Below are 19770 nucleotides of genomic sequence, written 5' to 3' on the forward strand. Positions count from 1 at the left end.
TCCTCGGCCAGCAGGACCTTGATCACCTGGTCAACTCCTCCGCATCCGCCATATCACCCGTGCCGACCGGCAGTTCGGCCGTCACCCGGAACCCGCGCCGGCCGTCCGGGCCGCTGTGCAGGGTGCCGCCCGCCGCGGCCAGCCGCTCGGCCAGGCCCTTCAGGCCGGTGCCGCCCACGGGACCGCAACGGCCGGAATCCATGGCTCCGGGACGCTCCGTGCCGCTCGTAGCGCCGCCGTGCACAGGGACCCGGTCCCGTAGTCGGGCCAGGCCATGTGGGGCGGCAGCACCGGAGCTTACGGGACCGCGGCCGTCGTCCGTGATCGTCAGCCGTACCCGGTCCGTGCCGGTGTTGACGTCGATCTCGCAGCGGGTGGCGCGGCTGTGCCGGACGGCGTTGGTGACGCTTTCGCGGACCACCCAGCCCAGCAGTGCTTCGGCCTGGGTGGGCAGTGGCGGTCCCGCCTGCCGTACGACGGGTTCGATGCCGGCCGCCTCCAGCACCGAGCGGGCCTTGTCCAGCTCGGTGGTCAGACTGCCCTCGCGGTAGCCGGTGACCGCCTCGCGGATCTCGGTCAGTGCCTGGCGGCCGACCGCCTCGATATCGGCGGCCTGGCCGAGCGCCGCCTCCAGATTCCGCGGCGCCAGGCGGCGGACCGCCTCCGCCTTGACCACCACGACCGACAGGGTGTGCCCGAGCAGATCGTGCAGATCGCGGGAGAAGCGCAGCCGCTCCTTCTCCACGGCCGAGCGGGCCAGCTCCTGGCGGGTGGCGTTCAGCTCCTGGATGGTGTCGAAGAGGCTGAGGACCGTGGCCGTCACCGTGCCGGACAGGAACGTGCCATAGCCGACGCCGAAGGCGCCTCCGGGACCGCTGCCTTCGTGCCAGCCGGAGAAGTACCCGGCCGCGCCGCTCAGCGCGATCAGCCAGACGGCGAGCTTCTTGCCGCGCAGCGCGCGCACCGTGCCGGAGGCCAGCGACAGCAGCGGGAAGAACAGGAACCAGTTGCCGCGGAACCCGAGCGCGATGGCGAAGGTGACGGCGGTCAGCAGCCCCAGGGCGATCAGCGGACGGCGGGAGTCGCGCAGCCTGGGGTTGAAGGACGACCAGACGACGCTGATGTAAAGGGAGTTGAAGGCGAGCAGGCCCAGGCCGGCCAGCCAGGGGTTGCTCGTCTTGCCCTGGATGATGTTGGAGAAGGCGCCCAGGCCCATCAGCAGCCAGGGCAGGAAGGCGTACTTGGTGGGCCCCTTGTCCTGCTTCTTGCCCCCCACCTTCATGGTGCAGGCGGCATCGGCCGTGGCGTTGTCGCCGGGGCCGTCACCCTCGCGGTTCTCCCGCTTCTTGTCTCGCACTGTCGTTTCCCGGGTCCCTGCCATCGTCGATCAGACTGTCCGTGCGGCCCGACGGTACGCGTACACCGCGTAACCGCCGAAGAGTGCCAGCCAGGCGGCCAGCACCGCCACTGCGCCCAGGCCCGGTGCGCCGCCCTGCGTCACGCTCTGGCCGAGCTCGGCGAAGCGGTTGCCGGGCGTCCAGGCGGACAGCGAGCGCAGCCAGCCGGGGAACAGCTCGGCCGGGAACCACAGCCCGCCGATGATCGAGATCAGCAGCATGCAGCCGGTGTTGACCACGCCGGTGGACTGCGAGGAGAGGCGATAGCCGTTGCCGAGGCCGAGCAGGGTGAAGGGCGCGGTGCCCACCCACAGCAGTACGGCCAGCGCGGCCCACTGCCAGCCGGGCATCCGTACGCCGTTGACCAGCGCGCCCACCAGCAGTACGGACGCTATGGCGGGCAGCACCGTCACCGTGCCGGTCAGCCCGCGGGCCACCACCACCCGTATCGGGCTCAGCGGGGTGATGCGCAACTGGCGCAGCCAGCCCAGCTGTTTGTCCTCGGCGACGCCGGTGCCCGTGCCGATCGCCGCGCCCAGAGCGCCGTACGCGGCCATGCCGACCATCGAGGCGATCTTCCACTCCATACCCGCGCCGCCGGCGCCCGTCCCGATGTTGGTCATCAGCACGTACATCAGCACCGGCATCCCGATACCGAAGATGACGAAGCCCTTGTCGCGCAGCGTGCGGCGGACTTCGAGGCGGATGTAGTCCAGCATTACGCGATCTCCTTCGTGGACGAAGCGGTGAGTGCGAGGAAGGCGTCCTCCAGGCCGGCGGGGGCGACCTCCAAGCGTCGTACGAGACCCAGCCCGGCCAGCGCCAGGACCGTGGCGTCGGAGTCCGCCGTCCGCAGCAGGGCACGGTCGCCCCGTATCTCGACGGAACTCACACCGGGCAGCCCGGGCAGCGGCTCGGTCGGCGCACCGGCGAGGTCGAAGGAGACCAGCGAGCCGCCGGCCCGCCGCTTTATCGCCTCGCCGCTGCCGTCGGCCACCACCCGGCCGCCGTCGATCACCACGATCCGGTCGGCGTGGTCGTCCGCCTCCTCCAGATAGTGGGTGGAGAACAGGATGGTGTTGCCGCGCCGGGCATACGCCCGCATCGAGCGCCAGAAGGCGCGGCGCGCCTCGACGTCCAGTGCGGCGGTCGGCTCGTCGAGCACCAGCAGTTCGGGATTGCCGGCCAGCGCCACCGCGAAGCGGACCCGCTGCGCCTGCCCGCCGGACAGCCGGTCCACCCGCCGCCCGGCGAATTCGCCCAGGCCCGCCAGCTCCAGGGCCTCGTCGGCGTCCATGGGGCGCGGGTAGGTCGCGGCGACGAAGGTGATCAGCTCGCGGACGGTGACTCTCGGTATGGGCTGCCCGTCCTGGAGCATGGCGCCCACTTTGCCCGCCCGTACCGCTGCTTCGGGCTCGCCGCCGAACAGCCGGACCGTCCCGGAGCTGGGCGGCAGCAGGCCCAGCAGCATATTGATCGTGGTGGACTTCCCGGCGCCGTTGCGCCCGAGGAGCGCCACCGTCTCGCCCGCGGCGATCTCCAGATCCAAGCCGTGTACGACCCGCACCGCGCCGTAACTCCTGGTCACCCCGGAGAAACCCACCGCCGCGGCGCCGCCCGCCGCCCGGGCCGGAGTCACCGCCCCCATCGCCTCAGCCCTGTCCGGCGTTCCGCCTGTCGCGATGCCTGTCGTGATGCTCATCGTCTTGCCCGACCTCCCCGTCGTTTTCCTGTCTGCGACATTACGGAGCGTGGTGACGGGGCGGCAGATGCGAATGTCTGTGAACGCCACTGACAAATGTCATGGGTCCAGGAATGGGTGTCAGGGGCACGTACCCCTCGCCCCCCGGATCCTGACAACGAGTCAGAGGGCTTCCGAGTGCCCGGCGGATCGGCTATACATGGGACCCATCGGCTAGAACGCGTTCTAGAAGTGCGGTGCGTCGGCGGGTGCTGAATGGGTGCTGGGCGGATGGCCGGACGTTGGGCGTCGGGTGCCGAACGTTGGACGTCGGACGTCGGACGTCGGCGTCCGGCAGCGGACGGCGGGCGGCAGACGGCAGACGTACGGCATACGGAGGTACGGAAGCCCGGCGAGCACCCGACGGGCGACCGGCGGACGTCACGTCACACGGAAGGGCCAGCCGCCCGGCCACCCGACGGACCCCCGTCGGCGCCCCCGCCCCCGCCCCGCCCACCGGAACGCCGCCCCGCCGACCCGAAACGACCCCGGCCCGGCCGACGGTGCGGACGACCGGGCCGGGGTCTTCACACCGAGCACCCCCGTGGTGAAGGAGCGACCGCCCCATGCCCATCGACGCCGCCAAGGCCCTCTCCGCCGAACCGCGGACCACCGAACTCGCCTGGGACCACAAGGACATCCAGCTCTACCACCTCGGCATCGGCGCCGGCGCCGCCACCCCGGAGAAGCCGCACCCCGCCACCGACCCCGACGAACTGCGCTACACCCTCGAGAGCGCGCTGCACGTCCTGCCCAGCTTCGCCACCGTCGCCGGCGGCGGCATGGCGGTGGCCGGCGGACTGTCCGCCCCCGGCATCGACGTCGACCTCGCCGCCGTCCTGCACGGCGGCCAGACCGTCACCGTCCACCGCCCCATACCCGTCCGGGGCCGCGCCGTCCAGACCTCCACCGTCCCCGCGGTCTACGACAAACAGAAGGCGGCGGTCATCGTGCTGCGCTCCGAAGTGGCGGACGACGACGGCCCGTTGTGGACCTGCGACACCCAGATCTTCGTCCGCGGCGAGGGCGGCTTCGGCGGCGAACGCGGCCCCTCCGCCCGCCTCGAACTGCCCGACCGCGCCCCCGACCGCATCACCGGACGTCTCATCCGCGAGGACCAGGCGCTCCTCTACCGCCTCTCCGGCGACTGGAACCCGTTGCACGCCGACCCGGAGTTCGCCAAGCTCGCCGGCTTCGACCGGCCGATTCTGCACGGCCTGTGCTCGTACGGCGTCACGCTCAAGGCCGTCGTCGACACGGTGCTCGGCGGCGACGTCGCGCGCGTCCGCTCGTACACCACGCGCTTCGCCGGCGTCGTCTTCCCCGGAGAGACGCTGCGGATCCGGATCTGGGAGGGGGAAGGCCGGACGCAGGTGTCGGTCACGGCGGCCGACCGCGACGACGCGCCGGTCCTGGCGGACACCGTGGTCGAGCACAGCTAGAGGCACCGGGCGCAGCCAGGCGCCCCGGGCACCGCCCAGGGACCCACCAACCCGAGAGGAGCCGTCACATGCGCGCAGCCGTACAGCACGAGACAGGACAGGACAAACTCGAGGTCCTCGACGACGTCGAAGCGGTGGGGTTCGGGCCCGGCAAGGTCAGGGTGCGGATGCGGGCCACCGGGCTGTGCCACTCCGACCTGTCCGCGATGAGCGGGGTGCTGCCGCAGCCCGCGCCCTTCGTCCCCGGGCACGAGGGCGCCGGCGAGATCCTGGACGTCGGCGACGGCGTCACCGGGCTGAGCCAGGGTGACCGCGTCCTGATGTGCTGGCTGCCCGCCTGCGGCAGCTGTCCGTCCTGCACACGCGGCCAGACCCATCTCTGCCTGGCCGGATTCATGAACGCCGGCACCCCCAACTTCAGGCGCCCCGGCGGCGGTCCCTCCGCGGCCCCCACCGACCTGTTCGGCTTCGCCGGAACCGGCACCTTCGCCGAGGAGGTGGTGGTCCCCGCCAACTGCGCGGTCCCGATCCCCGACGACGTCCCGTACGAGATCGCCGCGCTGATCGGCTGCGGCGTCACCACCGGGCTCGGTGCGGCCCTCAACACCGCCGAGGTGGAGGCCGCGTCCTCCGTCGCGGTGATCGGCTGCGGCGGCGTCGGCATCTCCGTCATCCAGGGTGCCCGGGCCTGCGGCGCCGCCCAGATCATCGCCGTCGACCCGGTGGCCGCCCGCCGTGAGGCCGCGCTCCGCTTCGGTGCCACCGAGGCGGTCGCCCCCGGCGAACTCGCCGACGCCAGACAGCGGATCACCGCGGGGGAGGGCTTCGACTACGTCTTCGAGGTGGTCGGCAAGTCCGCCACCGCCCGCACCGCCTACGAGACGACCCGGCGCGGCGGCACCCTGTGCGTGGTCGGCGCGGGCGCGCTGGACGACATCTTCCAGGTCAATATGTTCGAGCTGTTCTTCGACGAGAAGCGGATTCTGCCGTCGCTCTACGGGGGCGGGGACGTGCTGCGCTCCTACGACCGGGCCATCGCCCTGTGGCGGGCCGGCCGGATCGACCTCGAGGGGCTGATCACCCATCGTGTCCGGCTCGCCGAGATCAATGAGGCGCTCGATCAGATGCGCTCCGGTACGGCACTGCGGACGTGCATAGAGATCTGACGCACGCCCTCCACCGAGAACCCCGTTCGTCACGGACCCGGTTCGTCAGGGACCCCGTTCGCCAAGGCCAACCCCCTTCGCCGAGGAGAGGACAGCAATGGCACAGCCACAGCCACAGCCACTGCCACTTGAGGGACTGACCGCGATCGTCACCGGTGCCGGCCGCGGCCTCGGGCGCGCCGAGGCCCTCGAACTCGCCCGTCTGGGCGCCGCTGTCGTCGTCAACGACTTCGGACAGCCGGGCCGGGACGGCACCGGCGAGGCCTCCGCCGCCCCCGCCGCCGAGGTGGTCGCCGAGATCCGGGCGGCGGGCGGCCGGGCCATCGCCCACCTGGGCGATGTCGCCGACTTCGCGCAGGCCCGTGCGCTGGTCCAACTGGCCGTCGACAGCTACGGAAGACTCGACATCCTGGTCAACAACGCGGGCATCCTCCGCGACCGGATGGTGTTCTCCATGAGCGAGGACGAATGGGACTCGGTGATCCGCGTCCACCTCAAGGGCCACTTCAACACCACCCACTTCGCCGCGGTCCACTGGCGCGCCCGCTCCAAGGAGGCCGGCGGCCCGGTCTACGGACGGATCGTCAACACCTCGTCCGAGGCGTTCCTCGCGGGCTCGGCGGGGCAGCCCAACTACGCCGCGGCCAAGGGCGGCATCGTCGGCCTGACCACGTCCACGGCGCTGGCGCTGGCCAAGTACGGCGTGACCGCCAATGTCATCTGCCCGCGCGCCCGCACCCGGATGACCGAGGACGTCTTCGCGGGCTTCGGGGTACCGGCGGAGGGCGAGCTGGACGCGCTGGCGCCCGAGCATGTCTCCCCGCTCGTCGGCTATCTGGCCTCACCCGCCGCGGCCAAGGTCAACGGCCAGCTGCTCGTCGTCCACGGCGGTATGGTCGCCGTCGCCGAACGCCCCAGGATCGCCGCCAAGTTCGACACGGCGAAGGACGTGTTCAGCTTCGAGGAGCTGGACGGCCTGCTCACGCCGTACTACGCGGAACGGCCGCCGAACGAGACCTTCGGAGCGGCCGAGGTGCTGAGCCTCCGGCACGGCGGCTGAGACGGACGGCAGTCGGGCGGCAGTCCGGGTGGCAGTGCCGGTGGCGGTACGAGTGGTGCACACAACGGCCGTGGCCGCCGTCCCGGGTGAAGCGGGAGGCGGCCACGGCCGACAGCCGGACGCGTTAGGCGCCCTGGGTCTGCTTCACCCGGCGGTGCCGGCCGTGCACATCGGCCTGGACCTCCTCCGTGGCAGCCGGGCCACGGTGCCTGCCGGAGCTTGCCGCCTCGGCGGCCTGGGCGGTCGCCTCCTGGGGGCGCGCCTCGGTCGTGTCGGTTCGGGCTTCGGACATGGAAACAGTCACTCCGTCAGATCGCTTACTGCTGTACGCGTCGGGACCTCCCCCAGCAACCGCCGGGGGTGCCCCCCAGCGGAACCGTCGGTGGCCGGGTCAACCGGCTGCGTAGCCCCCGTCGGAATTCTAACTTGGCGGGAAATAGCGCTCCACCGGGCCTCCGGGGCCGCCAGAGGTGCCTGCTGGAGGGGCACTGGCCTGCACATTTGGGGATGCGCGGGGACCTCCTGCGGTTCCGCGTCGGCGTCCGGAAGTTGTGCAGATGATGTGGAGCCGTTGTCGGCATCCGCTGCATCCGGGACAATCCCGCCCTTGATCTCCGGTGCTGCCGTTTCTGCCGCGTGCGCCGCCGTCTCCGCCGCCGGAGTCGCGACCCTCGCCACCGGCCTCGCCCCAGTCCCCATCCCGGTCTCAGCCCCGGCCCCAGCCCCCGCCCCCGGCCCCAGCGGTACGGCCATCCGCGCCACCCCGCACGGCACCGCATCCGTCGCGTACGGCAGCAGCAGCTCCCCGCCCGCGGTCCACAGCCCCGTCCCCGCCAGCCACCCCTCCGGCACCGGGAGCTGTCGCAACTGCCGCCCCGACGGCCGCCATACGCCCAGCCGCATACCGTCCGCCGTATCGATCCGGAAGGCCACCGCGCAGCTCTCCGGCATCAGCATCTGGCCCGGCTGCACGGCGAACGGCGTCGCGAACCCGTCGGCCGGACGCAGGCATTCCGGGAAGCGCACCGGCAGGCTGCTGCCCAGGACGCCCCAGCCCAGCCGGTCGTGCCCGGGGGCGTCCGACCGGAGCAGCAGCAGCCCGCTGTCCGGATCGGCCAGCAGCAGACGGTCGTTGCTCTCCTCGGTGATCTGCAGCAGCGGGCTGGCCTCGCCGCCCCGCTCCAGGTCGACTACCACGGTCTTCGTGCGCCCCGCCAGCTCCCGGTCCAGTGCCAGCAGCCGACCGTCGCGATCCAGCCAGACGCCGCCCCTGCAGCGCCCCGGGATCTCGGTGACCCGCTCGGGACCGTGCGCGCCGCCGTGCACCAGCCACAGCACGGTGCTGTCCGCGCCGGGTGCCAGGGCGTAGCCGAGCGTGCCGCCGGGTGTGGGCGGCAGCAGCGTCAGCTCGGGCGCTTCCACGGCACCCAGCAGGAGTTCGCCAGTTCCCGGGCCCGTCGGGTAAAGGAGAAAGAGTGCGAAGCGGTCGGCGACCCGGCGCAGGATCAGCACCCGGCCGTCGGCGAGCGGCAGCAGTTCGCTGTCCGGCTCCTCGGGCTGGCTGCCGGCCAGCGGTACGGCGTACGGCTCGGGGCCGCTCAGCGTCCAGCGCTCCGGAAACCGGCTCCCGGCGGCGTCGTCGTGACGGGCGAGCCGGGCGGCGTACGAACCGTCGGCGGCGATCGTCAGCGCCGCGCGGTGCGGGCTGCCGAGCGCCGTGGTGTCCTCAGGGGCACAGATCGTCATCGAGTGGTCACCTCCAGTCAGGAAGTGACGGTAGTTTTCGCACTTCCGGCCGATCAACGAGGGTTGCCGCACTTCACGCATAAGGATGGTGGTTGTCCGGTTCGTCGGGCATGGGCGGGGTGGGTGTGCTCCGTCGCCGCCCTGCGGTGCCGGTGCCGCAGGCGGTCGCCGGGCACGACGGCCCGCGCCCTGTCACAGCCGGGAGGTAACCTTCCACCCGTGCCCGTACTGTCTGAAGTCCTCGCCGCGCTCGACGCCCTCTGGCCCCCCGAGCGGGCCGAAGGGTGGGACGCCGTCGGCACGGTCTGCGGTGACCCCGGAGCCGAGGTCCGCCGTGTGCTGTTCGCCGTCGACCCGGTCCAGGAAATCGTCGACGAGGCGGTGCAGCTCGGCGCCGATCTCCTGGTCACCCACCACCCGCTCTATCTGCGCGGTACGACGACGGTTGCGGCCTCGACCTTCAAGGGCAAGGTCGTGCACACCCTGATCAAGCACGACATCGCGCTGCACGTCGCGCACACCAACGCCGACACCGCCGACCCCGGAGTCTCCGACGCCCTGGCCGGCGCCCTGGATCTGCGCATCCTCGGCCCCCTGGTACCGGACCCGGGCGACCCGGCCGGCCGCCGGGGCCTGGGCCGGATCTGCGAGCTCCCACACCCGATGACGCTGGCCGACTTCGCCTCGTACGCCGCCGCACGGCTGCCCGCCACCGCGCAGGGCATCCGGGCGGCCGGCGAACCGGACCGCGAGATCCGCCGGATCGCCGTCTCCGGCGGCTCCGGCGACAGCCTCTTCGACGACGTCCGGGCCGCCGGTGTGGACGCCTTCCTCACCGCCGACCTGCGTCACCACCCGGCCTCCGAGGCCACCCAGCAGACCCCGCTCGCGCTGCTCGACGCCGCCCACTGGGCCACCGAATGGCCGTGGTGCGAGCAGGCCGCGGCCCAGCTGGACGCGGTCTCCGACCGGCACGGCTGGGGCCTGCGCACGCATGTCTCCCGTACGGTCACCGACCCCTGGACCGCCCACGCGGCGTCCGCCCCGCTCACCACCCCGACACACACCACAGGAGCCCCCCGCTGAACGCCGCGCCCGCCGACCAGATCCGCCTCCTCGACGTCCAGGCCCTGGACGTGAGGCTCACCCAGCTCGCGCACCGGCGCAAGAACCTGCCCGAGCTCGCCGAACTGGCGACCCTGGAGGCCGACCTCACCCAGCAGCGCGACCTCCTGGTCGCCGCGCAGACCGAGGAGAGCGACACCAGCCGCGAGCAGACCAAGGCCGAACAGGACGTGGACCAGGTGCGCCAGCGCGCCGCCCGCGACCAGAAGCGCCTGGACTCCGGCGCCGTCACCTCCCCCAAGGACCTGGAGAACCTCCAGCACGAACTGACCTCGCTGGCCAAGCGGCAGGGCGACCTGGAGGACGTCGTCCTGGAGGTCATGGAGCGCCGGGAGGCCGCCCAGGAGCGGGTCACCGAGCTCACCGGCCGGGTCGAGGCCATCCAGGCCAAGGTCGACGACGCCGCCGCGCGCCGGGACGCCGCCCACGCCGAGATCGACGCCGAGGCCGCCACCGCCACCAAGGAGCGCGAGCTGACCGTCGCCGACATCCCGGCCGATCTCCTCAAGCTCTACGACAAGATCCGCGCCAAGGAGGGCGGCATCGGCGCGGCCCGCCTCTACCAGCGCCGCTGCGAGGGCTGCCGCCTGGAGCTGAACATCACCGAGCTCAACGACGTCCGGGCGGCCGCCGCGGACACCGTTGTGCGCTGCGAGAACTGCACCCGCATCCTCGTCCGCACGCCCGACTCGGGCCTGTAGGTCATGGCGCGGACGTTCATCGTCGAGGCGGACGGCGGCTCCCGGGGCAACCCGGGGCCCGCCGGCTACGGCGCGGTGGTCCTCGACCCGGCGTCCGGCGAGGCGCTGGCCGAGGCCGCCGAGTACATCGGCACCGCGACCAACAACGTCGCCGAGTACAAGGGCCTGGTGGCCGGGCTGCGCGCCGCGCACGCCCTGGACCCCGAGGCCACCGTCCGCGTACGGATGGACTCCAAGCTGGTCGTCGAGCAGATGTCGGGCCGCTGGAAGATCAAGCACCCGGACATGAAGCCGCTGGCCGCCGAGGCCGCGAAGGTCTTCCCGCCCGGCCGGGTCACCTACGAGTGGATCCCGCGCGAGAAGAACAAGCACGCCGACCGGCTCGCCAACGAGGCGATGGACGCGGGCAAGAGCGGCAAGCAGTGGGAGCCGGGCGGCTCCAGGGCGGCGCTGGCCGCGGGCGCTTCCGGGGAGCCGGCGCGCAGCGCCGCCGCCCGCGCCGCCGACGAGGCGGCCGAGGCGGCGGAGGCCTCGTCGCAGACGCGCGGCTGGGGCGCTCCCGACCTCGGTGCGCCCGCGACGTTCGTCCTGCTGCGGCACGGCGAGACCGCGCTGACGCCCCAGAAGCGCTTCTCCGGCAGCGGCGGCGGCAGCGACCCCGAGCTCTCCGCCGCCGGCCGCCGCCAGGCCGAGGCCACCGCCGCCGCGCTGGCCGCCCGCGGCACGATCCAGGCCGTCGTCAGCTCACCGCTGCGGCGCTGCCGGGAGACGGCGCAGACGGTCGCCGACCGGCTCGGCCTCGAGGTCCGGATCGAAGACGGGCTGCGCGAGGCGGACTTCGGGGCCTGGGAGGGGCTGACCTTCGCCGAGGCGCGCGAGCGCTACCCCGAGGACCTCGACGCCTGGCTCGCCTCCGCCAAGGCGGCGCCCACGGGCGGCGGCGAGTCCTTCGCCACGGTCGCCCGCCGGGTCGCGGTCGCCCGCGACAAGCTGGTCGCCCGTTACGCGGGCAAGACCGTCCTGCTGGTCACGCATGTCACGCCGATCAAGACCCTGGTCCGGCTGGCACTGGGCGCCCCGCCCGAGGCGCTGTTCCGGATGGAGCTGTCCGCGGCGTCGCTGTCGGCGGTGGCGTACTACGCGGACGGGAATGCGTCACTGCGGCTGCTGAACGAGACGGCGCATCTGCGGTAGCGGGTCCGGCACGCGTACGGATGCGGGGTCGGACGTGGGACGTGGGGCGTCCCACGTCCGACCCCGTTCGTGTGAGTGAGCGTCAGGGCGCCGCCAACTGTGCTGCCTCCCGGGCGAGTTGGCGTACCCGGCGCCAGTCCTTCGCGGCCAGCGCGTCCGCCGGGAGCATCCAGGTGCCGCCGACGCAGCCCACGTTCGGCAGCGCCAGATACGAGGGTGCCGAGGCCAGGCCGATCCCGCCGGTCGGGCAGAACCGGGCCCGGGGGAGCGGGGCGGCCAGTGAGGTGAGGTAGGACGTCCCACCTGCCGCCTCCGCCGGGAAGAACTTCAGCTCGGTGATGCCCTCGTCGAGGAGTGTGACCACCTCCGACGCCGTCGAGACGCCCGGCAGGAACGGCACTCCGGAGTCCCTCATCGCCCCCAGCAGCCGCGGCGACCAGCCCGGGCTGACCAGGAAGCGGGAACCGGCCGCGCGGGCCGCCGCGACATGCTCCGGGGCCAGCAGCGTCCCGGCGCCGACCACCGCGTCCGGGACCTCGGCGGCGATGGCCCGGATGGCGTCCAGAGCGGCGGGTGTCCGCAGCGTCACCTCGATCGCCGGCAGCCCGCCCGCGACGAGCGCACGGGCGAGCGGTACGGCATCGGCGGCGTCCTGCACCACGACGACCGGGATGACGGGGGCGAGTCCGAGGACCGAGGGGGCGGGGGAGGCGGGCGCGGGGGAGGAGGCGCTGGTCACGCCGCCCATGGTGCGCTCGGCTTTCCATGCCTCGCAACGACTGTTGCGTATGGTGCAATCGTGCGCGCCGGGTGCCGGGTGCCGGGCACCTGAGTCCCGGTCCCACGTCCCAGAGCCGGCGGGGCAGAAGGGTGCGGGACGCAGGACGCAGGACGTTGGACGTCGGATGTCGGATGTCGGACGTGGGGCGTCGGGCGTCAGGCGTCGGGTTGGGCGTCGGACGTCGGATCGGGCGTCCGGCCCGGCACACAGCACCTTGGACGTCGGACGTCCTACAGCTCCGTCACGATCACATCGATGGCCCACGCCTTCCCACCCTTGGCCGGGGCCTCGGCCTCCACCACGTAACCGAGCCCGCGCAGCGCCTCCACCAGCTCCGCCGGGCCCTCCGGCCGCAGCCCCGCCGTCAGCAGGTCGCGGACCAGCCGCCCCTTGGTCGCCTTGTTGAAGTGGCTGACCACCGACCGCTTCTCCACCCCGCCCACGATCTTCGACTGCAGCACCCGCACCGTGGCGGTGCGCCCCGCCACCTCGCCCTTGGGCTTCCACGCCGTCGCATACGCCGCCGACCGCAGATCCAGCACCAGCCCCGCCCCGGCGGCCTCCGGCAGCACCTCGGCCATCGGCGCCCGCCAGTACGCGCCCAGCGCCCCCAGCGCGGGCAGCTTCACGCCCATCGAGCAGCGGTAGGACGGAATCCGGTCGCCGATCCGTACGGCGCCCCACAGCCCCGAGAACACCAGCAGCGACTCCTCGGCCAGCCGCCGCGCCCGCGCGTCCAGGGAGGCCAGCCCCAGGGCGTCGTACAGCACTCCGGTGTAGATCTCGCCGGCCGGCCGGGTCCCCGCGCTGCGCAGCCCGGCGTTCTTGCCGATCTCGCCCCGCAGCCCCTGGCTGAGCCCGAGCACCTCCTGGGCCTTGACCGTGTCCCCCGCGCACAGCTCGACGAGCTCCTCCAGCACCGCCTCGCGCGCCGGGTTCAGCCCTGGCAGCGACAGTGATCCCACGTCCAACGTCGGACCCCCATCTCCCGTGGCCTTCCCCTCGGACGGCGGCAACAGCACGAGCACGGTGATCTCCTTCACGGCGGTACGGGTGGGGGTGCGGCCCCAAGAAAGCGTATGGCCTGCGCCGCGGCACGCCGTCACAGGGGAATTCCGCCCCGGCGCGGGCGCCGGGGCGGTCACCTCGCTGCGGCGGCGCCGGACCCGCAGGGGCGGGCGGCCGGCACCGCACCACGGGCGCCCGATGCCCCGGCCGCGGGGGAGCGCACCGGGCCGCCGGCGCCCGGTGCGCCGGGCTGGACGATCACACCGAGCCGCAACCGCCGGTCCGCCATACGCTCGGTTTCATGCCCCGTCGCCATATGCATGTGACCGACGCTGCCGAGGCCCCGCTGCGTGCCGCGCTGCACGACCTGCGCGGACAACTGGAGATCCCGGACCACTTCCCGCCCACGGCCCAGGCCGAGGCGGAGAGCGCCGCCCGTGCCCCGCGTATCCCGGCCGGCGACGGGGCGGTGGTGACCGAGCACACCCTCGAGGACGCCACCAACCTCCCCCTCTTCACCATCGACCCGCCCGGTGCCCTCGACCTCGACCAGGCGATGTTCCTGTCCCGGCGGCACGGCGGCGGCTTCCGCATCCACTACGCCATCGCCGATGTGGCCTCCTTCGTCACCCCCGGCGGCGCCCTCGACGCCGAGGCGCACCACCGCGTGGCCACCCTCTACTTCCCCGACGAACGCATCCCGCTGCACCCGCACACCCTCAGCGAGGGCGCCGCCAGCCTGCTCCCCGACCAGGACCGCCCGGCCGTCCTGTGGCAGCTCGACCTCGACGCGCACGGCGCCCTGACCAACGCCTCCGTCCGCCGCGCCCTGGTCCGCTCCCGTGCCCGGCTCGACTACGCGGGCGTCCAGCGGGTCATCGACGACGGAACCGCCGAGGAGCCGCTCGCCCTGCTCCGCGAGATCGGCCTGCTCCGGGAGGAACAGGAGGTCGCCCGGGGCGCGATCTCCCTCCACGTCCCCGAGCAGCAGATCATCGAGCACGACGGCCGCTACACCCTGGCCTACCGCGCCCCGCTCCCGGCCGACGGCTGGAACGCCCAGATCTCCCTGCTCACCGGCATGGCCGCGGCCGAGCTGATGCTCGCCTCCGGCACCGGCATCCTCCGTACGCTGCCGATCGCCCGCGACGGCTCCGTGGCCCGCCTGAGGCTGACCGCCCGCGCGCTCGGCGTCGACTGGCCGCACCACACCTCGTACGCCGCCCTGATCCGCACCCTCGACCCGCGCCGCGAGGCCCATGCGGCCTTCCTCCAGGAGTGCACCACCCTGCTGCGCGGCGCGGGCTACACCGCCTTCGACGGCACCCCGCCGGACGCCTCCGCCGCACAGCACGCCGCCGTCGCCGCCCCGTACGCGCACGCCACCGCGCCGCTGCGGCGGCTGGTCGACCGCTACACCTCCGAGCTGTGCCTGGCCGCCTCGGCAGGCGCCGCACCCGCCGACTGGGTCCGCGGCGCGCTGGCCGCACTGCCGGACGAGATGGAGACCGGCACCCAGCGCGCCAACCAGGTGGAGCGGGCCTGCGTCGACCTGGTGGAGGCGGCGCTGCTGCGCGACCGGGTGGGCGAGGTCTTCGACGCCCTGGTGGTCGAGAGGGAGGAGGACGACCCCACCCAGGGCACCGTCCACCTCTACGACCCCGCCGTCGTCGGCCACATCGAGTCCGCCGCCGACGGCCCGGCCCTCCCCCTCGGCCACCGCATCCGCGTCCGCCTCACCGCCGCCGAACCGGGCAGCGCCCCGGTCCGCTTCACCCCTGCCTGACCGCCGCGGATTCCCCGGCCGCCGCCCGTACGGCCGCCACCGCGCCCCGCGCGTCGTCGGCATGGAACCGCACCGTACGCACCACCTCCCGCCGCCCCAACAGCCGTACGGCAACGACCGGTTCGGCCAGCACGACGGTCACGGACGTCTGCCCGCCCACCGCCATGACGAGGGTCTCTTCCTCCCGCTTCTCGGAGAACCGGAGGTCGTGCCGTACGGAGGCGATCCGCTCCAGCGGTATGCGTATCTCCATCCGGGCTCCGTCCCGCAACAGCAGGCTCTCCGCCCCGAGCACATGCGGCCGGGTGACCGCCGCCGCCTGGAACCCCAGCATCATCAGCACCGTGTACACGTCGAGGACCAGCGTCACCGCATGCGGCACCGGATGATCCGCGAGCAGCACGCCCACCGCGACGGTCTCCACCAGGCACACGAACGTCAGCCCGTAGATGTTCGCCGCCTGTCCCGCCGCGTACGCCAGGGGACGCTCGTCCGCCGCCACCCCGATCCGCCGCCGCGCCACCCACCACACCAGGCCGGCCAGCCACCGGGCCTCATGGGCGGCCAGCCGGCGCAGCGCACCGACCCGGCTCACCGGACACGCTCCGCAACCAGCCGGATCGCCCGGCGCACGGCCTCGGCCTGCGCGGGCGCGAACTGCGCGTAGTACGCCGCCAGAAATCCGCCGTCCGCCTCCGCACCCCCTCCGGCCGCCCGCGCCCAGTTCTCCGCGCCCGCCCCGGCAACCGCCGCGTCCGGAATACAGCCGGCGAGCGCCTGTGCTGCCTGTGCCACCCTGGGGTCGTCCGGTGCGGCCTCGGCGAGCGCGTCGAGCAGCCCGTACACCTCGTACGTCCGCTCCATCGCCCCCGGCGCCGAGGCCGCCTCCCCGAGCAGCTCCACCATCCGCTTGCCCGCCTCTTCTCCCCCCGTGGACTCGAGCAGCGCCAGAACCTCCCGCTCCGTCGCCGCCATCGCGGGTTCCGGACCGGGACGCGCCGCCGAGGCGCGGGCCATCTCCCCGAAGAGCGCGGCCAGTTCATCGGATACGGGCCCCTCCGCGGGCAGCCCGCCGTGCTCCTCCGCCTGCCGCCGCAGCGCGGTCAGCCGGGCCCGTCGCGCCCGGATCTCCTCCTCCTGGCGGGCCAGGTCCGCGTCCAGCTCGGCCAGTACCTCGTGCAGCTCGCGCCCGGAGTCGTCGGCGAGCACGTCCCGCACCTCCTCCAGCCCGAGCCCCAGCTCCGTCAGCCGCCGCACGCGCGCCAGCGCGACCGCGTCCCGCAGCCCGTACTCCCGGTAGCCGTTGGCCCGGCGCTCGGGCTCGGGCAGCAGCCCGAGATGGTGGTAGTGGCGCACGGCGCGGGTGCTCACGCCGACCAGACCTGCGAGTTCTCCGATCCTCATGCGGCCAGTAGAAACGTTGCCGCTGCGACAAGGTCAAGCCGCCGCCGCGCGCCAGGTAGCATGGTCGGCACGGCGGACGAGCCGGCCGGGCGGCCGCGTGGAGACCTTCCGGTCTCCCCGAGGAACGTCCGGGCTCCACAGGGCAGGGTGGTGGGTAACGCCCACCCGGGGTGACCCGCGGGACAGTGCCACAGAAAACAGACCGCCGGGGCCGCAAGGCCTCGGTAAGGGTGAAACGGTGGTGTAAGAGACCACCAGCCTCCGAGGTGACTCGGAGGGCTAGGTAAACCCCACCCGGAGCAAGGTCAAGAGGAGCTGCCATTCCGACTGGGATGATGGCTCTGCGCGGACGACCGAGGGCTGCCCGCCCGAGTCCGCGGGTAGACCGCACGAGGCTGTCGGCAACGGCAGCCCTAGATGGATGGCCGCCTCCCCTCGGCCCGCAAGGACCGGGGGAGACAGAACCCGGCGTACAGGCCGACTCGTCCGCCGCCTGCGCCCCTCACCTGCGAGGGCGGGGGCGGAATACGCAGACCGGGCCGAATCGGACCGCACGGCCGAAGGCCTCGCCACCAAGCCGCCTACGAACTCACCGTCCGGCCCGTCCCGTAGGCGGCGGGCCTGGCTCACGGCCCCTAGTCGCCCCCACCCCCACCGCAGGAAGAGCCGCAAGAGGAGCCACAGGAAGAGGTGGAACAGCCGCCGCCCGGATGGCCGGGGCGCCGTCTGCAGTTCGCCCCCACCGGAACCGGTGCGTCGGTCGGCACCGTCCACAGTTCCTTGTCCGCGCTGAGCCCCGCCTCTTCGATCAGGGCCACGGTCCGCAGGTGCTCGTCCGGAGTGTGATCGGTGTGGTCCGGCCCGTCGGGGTAGTGGTGGATGAAGTGTCCGAGCCGGGCGCACAGCGTGGCGTACAGCGCCGTGTGCAGGATGAGGGCGTGCCACCCCTCGTCGACGATGCGCGAAGGCCGGACGGTCGCCGCCGGGAACTTCGCGGCGGCCACGAGGAATTTCAGGGCTTCTGCCACGACGCGCCTGGCCGTGGGCTCGTCCATGCCGGGGTTGTTGTCCATGACGGTTGCGACGACACCCCTGAACGCGTCAGGAGCGAGCAAACCGCGTACATCGTGCATGTGCGTGCTTCCTTCCTGGTGTGCTTCCTCGGGCGCCCGCCCCGGCCGTTCGACCTGCCAGGAACGATCCGGCCCGGCGGGAGTCTCTTCGTTCGGTCACCCCACCCGTCGACCACCGTGCTCCGGGCTGTCCGCCGCGATGTCCGCCGCGCTGTCCGCGGAACCGGGCACGGGTGACTCCAGATGCTGTGTGAGGCGCTGGAGCGTGGTGCCGATGTTGGCGTTGTTGATGCCGATGCGGTCGGAGACGCCGGTGATCAGGACGGCGAAGGGGATGAACCACAGCGGCACCCGCAGCCAGTTGGTCTCGGTGACGGTGCAGCCCTCGGTCGTGGGGGCGATGTCGTACTGCCAGCGGGAGATGGGGACTCCGAGCGCCGCCGTCACCTCGTAGGCGAAGCGCCGGCCCGGTTCGGCATCCGTGATACGGCAGGTGGTGACCCAGCGGCGCAGGCCGTTGCGGTTGTGGCCGCGGAAGCGGGCGCCGACCGCCGCCGCCGTGGCGCCGCCCAGCCAGCGGGCACGGTGGGCCTCTTCGGCGAGACGGATCATGACGGGCGGGTCGCTGACCACGCGGTAGGCATCGGCCGGGGTTGCCCTGATGGTCACCGTGCCGGTGGCCGCGGGTTCCGGGAATCGCGGTATGCGCCTCAGACGCGGTACGGGCATCGGAGCCTCCTCGGCTGATGTAATCAGTGATTACATCAGCGGGTGAAGGGGCGGTCAAGGTCCCGTGCGGCCAGGGGAGTTGGCGATGCCGAGGCCGAAGGTGTCCAGGACCTCCTCGGCCAGCTGCTCCGCCCGGTCCGGCGGCAGATATCCGTCGACGATCATCTGCGACAGGCCGTAGACGATTGCCTGTCCCGCCAGGCCCACGATCGCGGGATCGCCGGGACGCAGCACACCGGCCTTCTGGTCGGTGAGGATGATGCCGGTGAGAACCCGCTCGATGTCGGAGAGGCGCCGGCGCAGTTCGGGGGGCTGACTGTCGCCGAACACCCTGGTCTTGATCAGCTCGAAACGGCGCGGGTAGCGGATCGCGAAACGGACGAAGCCCAGGCCGAAAGCGCGCATCACGGAACCCTCGGCGTCTGCGACCATGCCGAGCTGCCACTCTCCGAAATCCGCGAGGATGCGGTCGGCAACCGCTGTCAGCAGCGCCTGGCGGTCGGCGAAATGCCGGAACGGCGCTCCCGGTGACACCCCTGCCCGTCGCGCGACTTCCCGTACGGTCACATGCTCCATCCCGCGCTCGTCCAGGAGCTCGATGGCCGCCGCGGTGAGGGCGGCGGGGAGGCCGCCATGGTGATAGCCGGCGCGTTCGGTGGGCTTGCCCTTCATGCAGGCAGTGCTACCACACGCGGGAATGCGGGCGGCCGGTGCGCCTGAGCCGCAGCCGGTTTCCCTGAGGGGCCTCCAGCCATTCCCCGTAGGCCGATCGTTTCGGCGGGTGCGGCCTTGTGCAGAGCATCTCGGTTCATGGAAAAGCGCCGCTCAGACGATTGCTGAGGCGGGCGGTGGGAAATGAGCCGGCGGTTGTGTGTGAGCCGGCTGTATATGAACCGGCGGTGGGGAGCGTGTACGCGTCCTCCCCACCGCCTTGTTCTCGTCATTACCTACTGGCTGTGAGGGCGGCGTCCGCGGCGTTTTGCGTGAGGCTTGCCGGCATGGTGGCGCCCCACGCCTGACCGACGACGGCGATAGCGGAGTCGGCGACGCCTCCGCCGGACGCTTGGGCCGGGGTGGCGATGACCCCGAGGAGTGCGGCGGTTCCCAGGACGACAGCGGCGATGCGACGCATGAACTACCCCTTGATGTAAGGCGGTTGGTATTTCATGCGATGACTTTCCCGGCCCTTGTGCCGACTACGCAAAGGGTCCTCCTTGTGGGTGGCGACGAAACGATTTACCGTCCACTCGCCGGAATGCGCTCGGGAAATTCCTGACGGGTGGGGGAAGCGGAGAACCGGTGCGGCGGGGAAAGGCCCCGCGTGACGCGCGCCACACTTTGGTCGCCGGTCGGCGCAGTATCCTTCCTGCCATGCTCCTGCTCGTTCGACGCCGCCACGTGGATCTCCTCCGCGTCA

19 protein-coding genes and 1 other RNA gene are annotated in these 19770 nt (G+C 72.7%); 8 read left to right on the plus strand and 12 right to left on the minus strand.

Annotation, left to right across the window (positions count from 1 at the left end; genetic code table 11):
• Positions 1-22: 22 nt before the first annotated feature.
• From ADL29_RS19030 to ADL29_RS19040, 3 genes are read right to left on the minus strand one after another with little or no spacing between them, the layout of a single operon-like run.
• Complete coding sequence (locus ADL29_RS19030) at positions 23-1381, minus strand: sensor histidine kinase (protein ID WP_053924859.1); 1359 nt, start codon at positions 1379-1381, stop codon at positions 23-25.
• 6 nt (positions 1382-1387) lie between these two features.
• Positions 1388-2116 (minus strand): ABC transporter permease, encoded by a 729-nt coding sequence (locus ADL29_RS19035; RefSeq protein ID WP_046928269.1) that lies wholly within the window; start codon positions 2114-2116, stop codon positions 1388-1390.
• Complete coding sequence (locus ADL29_RS19040; RefSeq protein ID WP_107095025.1) at positions 2116-3045, minus strand: ABC transporter ATP-binding protein; 930 nt, start codon at positions 3043-3045, stop codon at positions 2116-2118. The genes ADL29_RS19035 and ADL29_RS19040 overlap by 1 nt, the downstream gene beginning before the upstream one ends.
• A 659-nt stretch (positions 3046-3704) precedes the next feature.
• On the opposite strand from ADL29_RS19040, the gene ADL29_RS19045 reads away from it, so the two are divergent.
• The 3 genes from ADL29_RS19045 (at position 3705) to ADL29_RS19055 (ending at position 6806) form a co-directional block, all read left to right on the plus strand.
• Entirely contained in the window at positions 3705-4580 is an 876-nt protein-coding gene (locus ADL29_RS19045) for a MaoC/PaaZ C-terminal domain-containing protein (RefSeq protein WP_053924860.1), read from the plus strand.
• A gap of 68 nt (positions 4581-4648) precedes the next feature.
• Complete coding sequence (locus ADL29_RS19050; protein ID WP_053924861.1) at positions 4649-5746, plus strand: Zn-dependent alcohol dehydrogenase; 1098 nt, start codon at positions 4649-4651, stop codon at positions 5744-5746.
• A gap of 97 nt (positions 5747-5843) precedes the next feature.
• Positions 5844-6806 carry a 3-oxoacyl-ACP reductase gene (locus ADL29_RS19055; RefSeq protein WP_053924862.1) on the plus strand — a complete coding sequence of 321 codons (963 nt, stop codon included), beginning with the start codon at positions 5844-5846 and terminating at the stop codon, positions 6804-6806.
• A 124-nt stretch (positions 6807-6930) separates the two neighbouring features.
• On the opposite strand, the gene ADL29_RS44150 is transcribed toward ADL29_RS19055, so the two are convergent.
• Both ADL29_RS44150 and ADL29_RS19060 read right to left on the minus strand, forming a co-directional pair.
• Positions 6931-7098: a hypothetical protein gene (locus ADL29_RS44150; protein WP_169795244.1), complete on the minus strand. Its 168-nt coding sequence runs from the start codon at positions 7096-7098 to the stop codon at positions 6931-6933.
• An 8-nt stretch (positions 7099-7106) separates the two neighbouring features.
• Positions 7107-8552, minus strand: a complete 1446-nt coding sequence (locus ADL29_RS19060) for a hypothetical protein (protein WP_053924863.1) — start codon at positions 8550-8552, stop codon at positions 7107-7109.
• A 219-nt stretch (positions 8553-8771) separates the two neighbouring features.
• Here ADL29_RS19060 and ADL29_RS41225 point away from each other — a divergent pair, with 219 nt between their 5' ends.
• The 3 genes from ADL29_RS41225 to ADL29_RS19075 are packed head-to-tail and all read left to right on the plus strand — an operon-like array spanning position 8772 to position 11572.
• Positions 8772-9638 carry a Nif3-like dinuclear metal center hexameric protein gene (locus ADL29_RS41225; RefSeq protein ID WP_053924864.1) on the plus strand — a complete coding sequence of 289 codons (867 nt, stop codon included), beginning with the start codon at positions 8772-8774 and terminating at the stop codon, positions 9636-9638.
• Positions 9635-10378, plus strand: coding sequence for a zinc ribbon domain-containing protein (locus ADL29_RS19070; protein WP_211274352.1), 744 nt, complete (start codon positions 9635-9637; stop codon positions 10376-10378). Before ADL29_RS41225 ends, ADL29_RS19070 begins: the two co-directional genes overlap by 4 nt.
• A gap of 3 nt (positions 10379-10381) precedes the next feature.
• Positions 10382-11572 (plus strand): bifunctional RNase H/acid phosphatase, encoded by a 1191-nt coding sequence (locus ADL29_RS19075; RefSeq protein WP_046928275.1) that lies wholly within the window; start codon positions 10382-10384, stop codon positions 11570-11572.
• Between the two features lie 82 nt (positions 11573-11654).
• Here ADL29_RS19075 and eda read toward each other — a convergent pair whose 3' ends face one another.
• Together eda and yaaA are read right to left on the minus strand one after the other, a co-directional pair.
• Entirely contained in the window at positions 11655-12320 is a 666-nt protein-coding gene (gene eda, locus ADL29_RS19080; RefSeq protein ID WP_053924865.1) for a bifunctional 4-hydroxy-2-oxoglutarate aldolase/2-dehydro-3-deoxy-phosphogluconate aldolase, read from the minus strand.
• 263 nt (positions 12321-12583) lie between these two features.
• Positions 12584-13381: a peroxide stress protein YaaA gene (yaaA, locus tag ADL29_RS19085; RefSeq protein WP_053924866.1), complete on the minus strand. Its 798-nt coding sequence runs from the start codon at positions 13379-13381 to the stop codon at positions 12584-12586.
• A gap of 281 nt (positions 13382-13662) precedes the next feature.
• Here yaaA and ADL29_RS19090 point away from each other — a divergent pair, with 281 nt between their 5' ends.
• Positions 13663-15147 (plus strand): RNB domain-containing ribonuclease, encoded by a 1485-nt coding sequence (locus ADL29_RS19090; protein WP_053924867.1) that lies wholly within the window; start codon positions 13663-13665, stop codon positions 15145-15147.
• Here the strand turns inward: ADL29_RS19090 and ADL29_RS19095 are convergent.
• Both ADL29_RS19095 and ADL29_RS19100 read right to left on the minus strand, forming a co-directional pair.
• Positions 15134-15742 (minus strand): hypothetical protein, encoded by a 609-nt coding sequence (locus ADL29_RS19095; RefSeq protein WP_053924868.1) that lies wholly within the window; start codon positions 15740-15742, stop codon positions 15134-15136. The genes ADL29_RS19090 and ADL29_RS19095 overlap by 14 nt on opposite strands.
• On the minus strand, positions 15739-16551 hold the full coding sequence (locus tag ADL29_RS19100; RefSeq protein ID WP_053924869.1) for a MerR family transcriptional regulator: 813 nt from the start codon (positions 16549-16551) through the stop codon (positions 15739-15741). Before ADL29_RS19100 ends, ADL29_RS19095 begins: the two co-directional genes overlap by 4 nt.
• A 77-nt stretch (positions 16552-16628) precedes the next feature.
• Here ADL29_RS19100 and rnpB point away from each other — a divergent pair.
• An RNA gene (rnpB, locus tag ADL29_RS19340) (RNase P RNA component class A) lies at positions 16629-17040 on the plus strand.
• A 146-nt stretch (positions 17041-17186) separates the two neighbouring features.
• Here the strand turns inward: rnpB and ADL29_RS19105 are convergent.
• From ADL29_RS19105 to ADL29_RS19115, 3 genes are all read right to left on the minus strand, one after another.
• On the minus strand, positions 17187-17684 hold the full coding sequence (locus ADL29_RS19105) for a glycine-rich domain-containing protein (RefSeq protein ID WP_053924870.1): 498 nt from the start codon (positions 17682-17684) through the stop codon (positions 17187-17189).
• A 96-nt stretch (positions 17685-17780) separates the two neighbouring features.
• Complete coding sequence (locus ADL29_RS19110; RefSeq protein WP_063788499.1) at positions 17781-18353, minus strand: SRPBCC family protein; 573 nt, start codon at positions 18351-18353, stop codon at positions 17781-17783.
• A 54-nt stretch (positions 18354-18407) separates the two neighbouring features.
• Positions 18408-19025 carry a TetR/AcrR family transcriptional regulator gene (locus ADL29_RS19115; RefSeq protein WP_053924871.1) on the minus strand — a complete coding sequence of 206 codons (618 nt, stop codon included), beginning with the start codon at positions 19023-19025 and terminating at the stop codon, positions 18408-18410.
• Between the last annotated feature and the right edge of the window lie 745 nt (positions 19026-19770).

Origin of the sequence: Streptomyces chattanoogensis (genome assembly GCF_001294335.1) — a bacterium.
GTDB classification, from domain to species: Bacteria; Actinomycetota; Actinomycetes; order Streptomycetales; family Streptomycetaceae; genus Streptomyces; species Streptomyces chattanoogensis.

Coding starts and splice junctions, on each gene's coding strand:
- ADL29_RS19030 (WP_053924859.1), bottom strand. CDS start 1,381: ATGGCAGGGACCCGGGAAACGACAGTGCGAGACAAGAAGCGGGAGAAC.
- ADL29_RS19035 (WP_046928269.1), bottom strand. CDS start 2,116: ATGCTGGACTACATCCGCCTCGAAGTCCGCCGCACGCTGCGCGACAAG.
- ADL29_RS19040 (WP_107095025.1), bottom strand. CDS start 3,045: ATGGGGGCGGTGACTCCGGCCCGGGCGGCGGGCGGCGCCGCGGCGGTG.
- ADL29_RS19045 (WP_053924860.1), top strand. CDS start 3,705: ATGCCCATCGACGCCGCCAAGGCCCTCTCCGCCGAACCGCGGACCACC.
- ADL29_RS19050 (WP_053924861.1), top strand. CDS start 4,649: ATGCGCGCAGCCGTACAGCACGAGACAGGACAGGACAAACTCGAGGTC.
- ADL29_RS19055 (WP_053924862.1), top strand. CDS start 5,844: ATGGCACAGCCACAGCCACAGCCACTGCCACTTGAGGGACTGACCGCG.
- ADL29_RS44150 (WP_169795244.1), bottom strand. CDS start 7,098: ATGTCCGAAGCCCGAACCGACACGACCGAGGCGCGCCCCCAGGAGGCG.
- ADL29_RS19060 (WP_053924863.1), bottom strand. CDS start 8,552: ATGACGATCTGTGCCCCTGAGGACACCACGGCGCTCGGCAGCCCGCAC.
- ADL29_RS19075 (WP_046928275.1), top strand. CDS start 10,382: ATGGCGCGGACGTTCATCGTCGAGGCGGACGGCGGCTCCCGGGGCAAC.
- eda (WP_053924865.1), bottom strand. CDS start 12,320: ATGGGCGGCGTGACCAGCGCCTCCTCCCCCGCGCCCGCCTCCCCCGCC.
- ADL29_RS19090 (WP_053924867.1), top strand. CDS start 13,663: ATGCCCCGTCGCCATATGCATGTGACCGACGCTGCCGAGGCCCCGCTG.
- ADL29_RS19100 (WP_053924869.1), bottom strand. CDS start 16,551: ATGAGGATCGGAGAACTCGCAGGTCTGGTCGGCGTGAGCACCCGCGCC.
- ADL29_RS19105 (WP_053924870.1), bottom strand. CDS start 17,684: ATGCACGATGTACGCGGTTTGCTCGCTCCTGACGCGTTCAGGGGTGTC.
- ADL29_RS19110 (WP_063788499.1), bottom strand. CDS start 18,353: ATGCCCGTACCGCGTCTGAGGCGCATACCGCGATTCCCGGAACCCGCG.
- ADL29_RS19115 (WP_053924871.1), bottom strand. CDS start 19,025: ATGAAGGGCAAGCCCACCGAACGCGCCGGCTATCACCATGGCGGCCTC.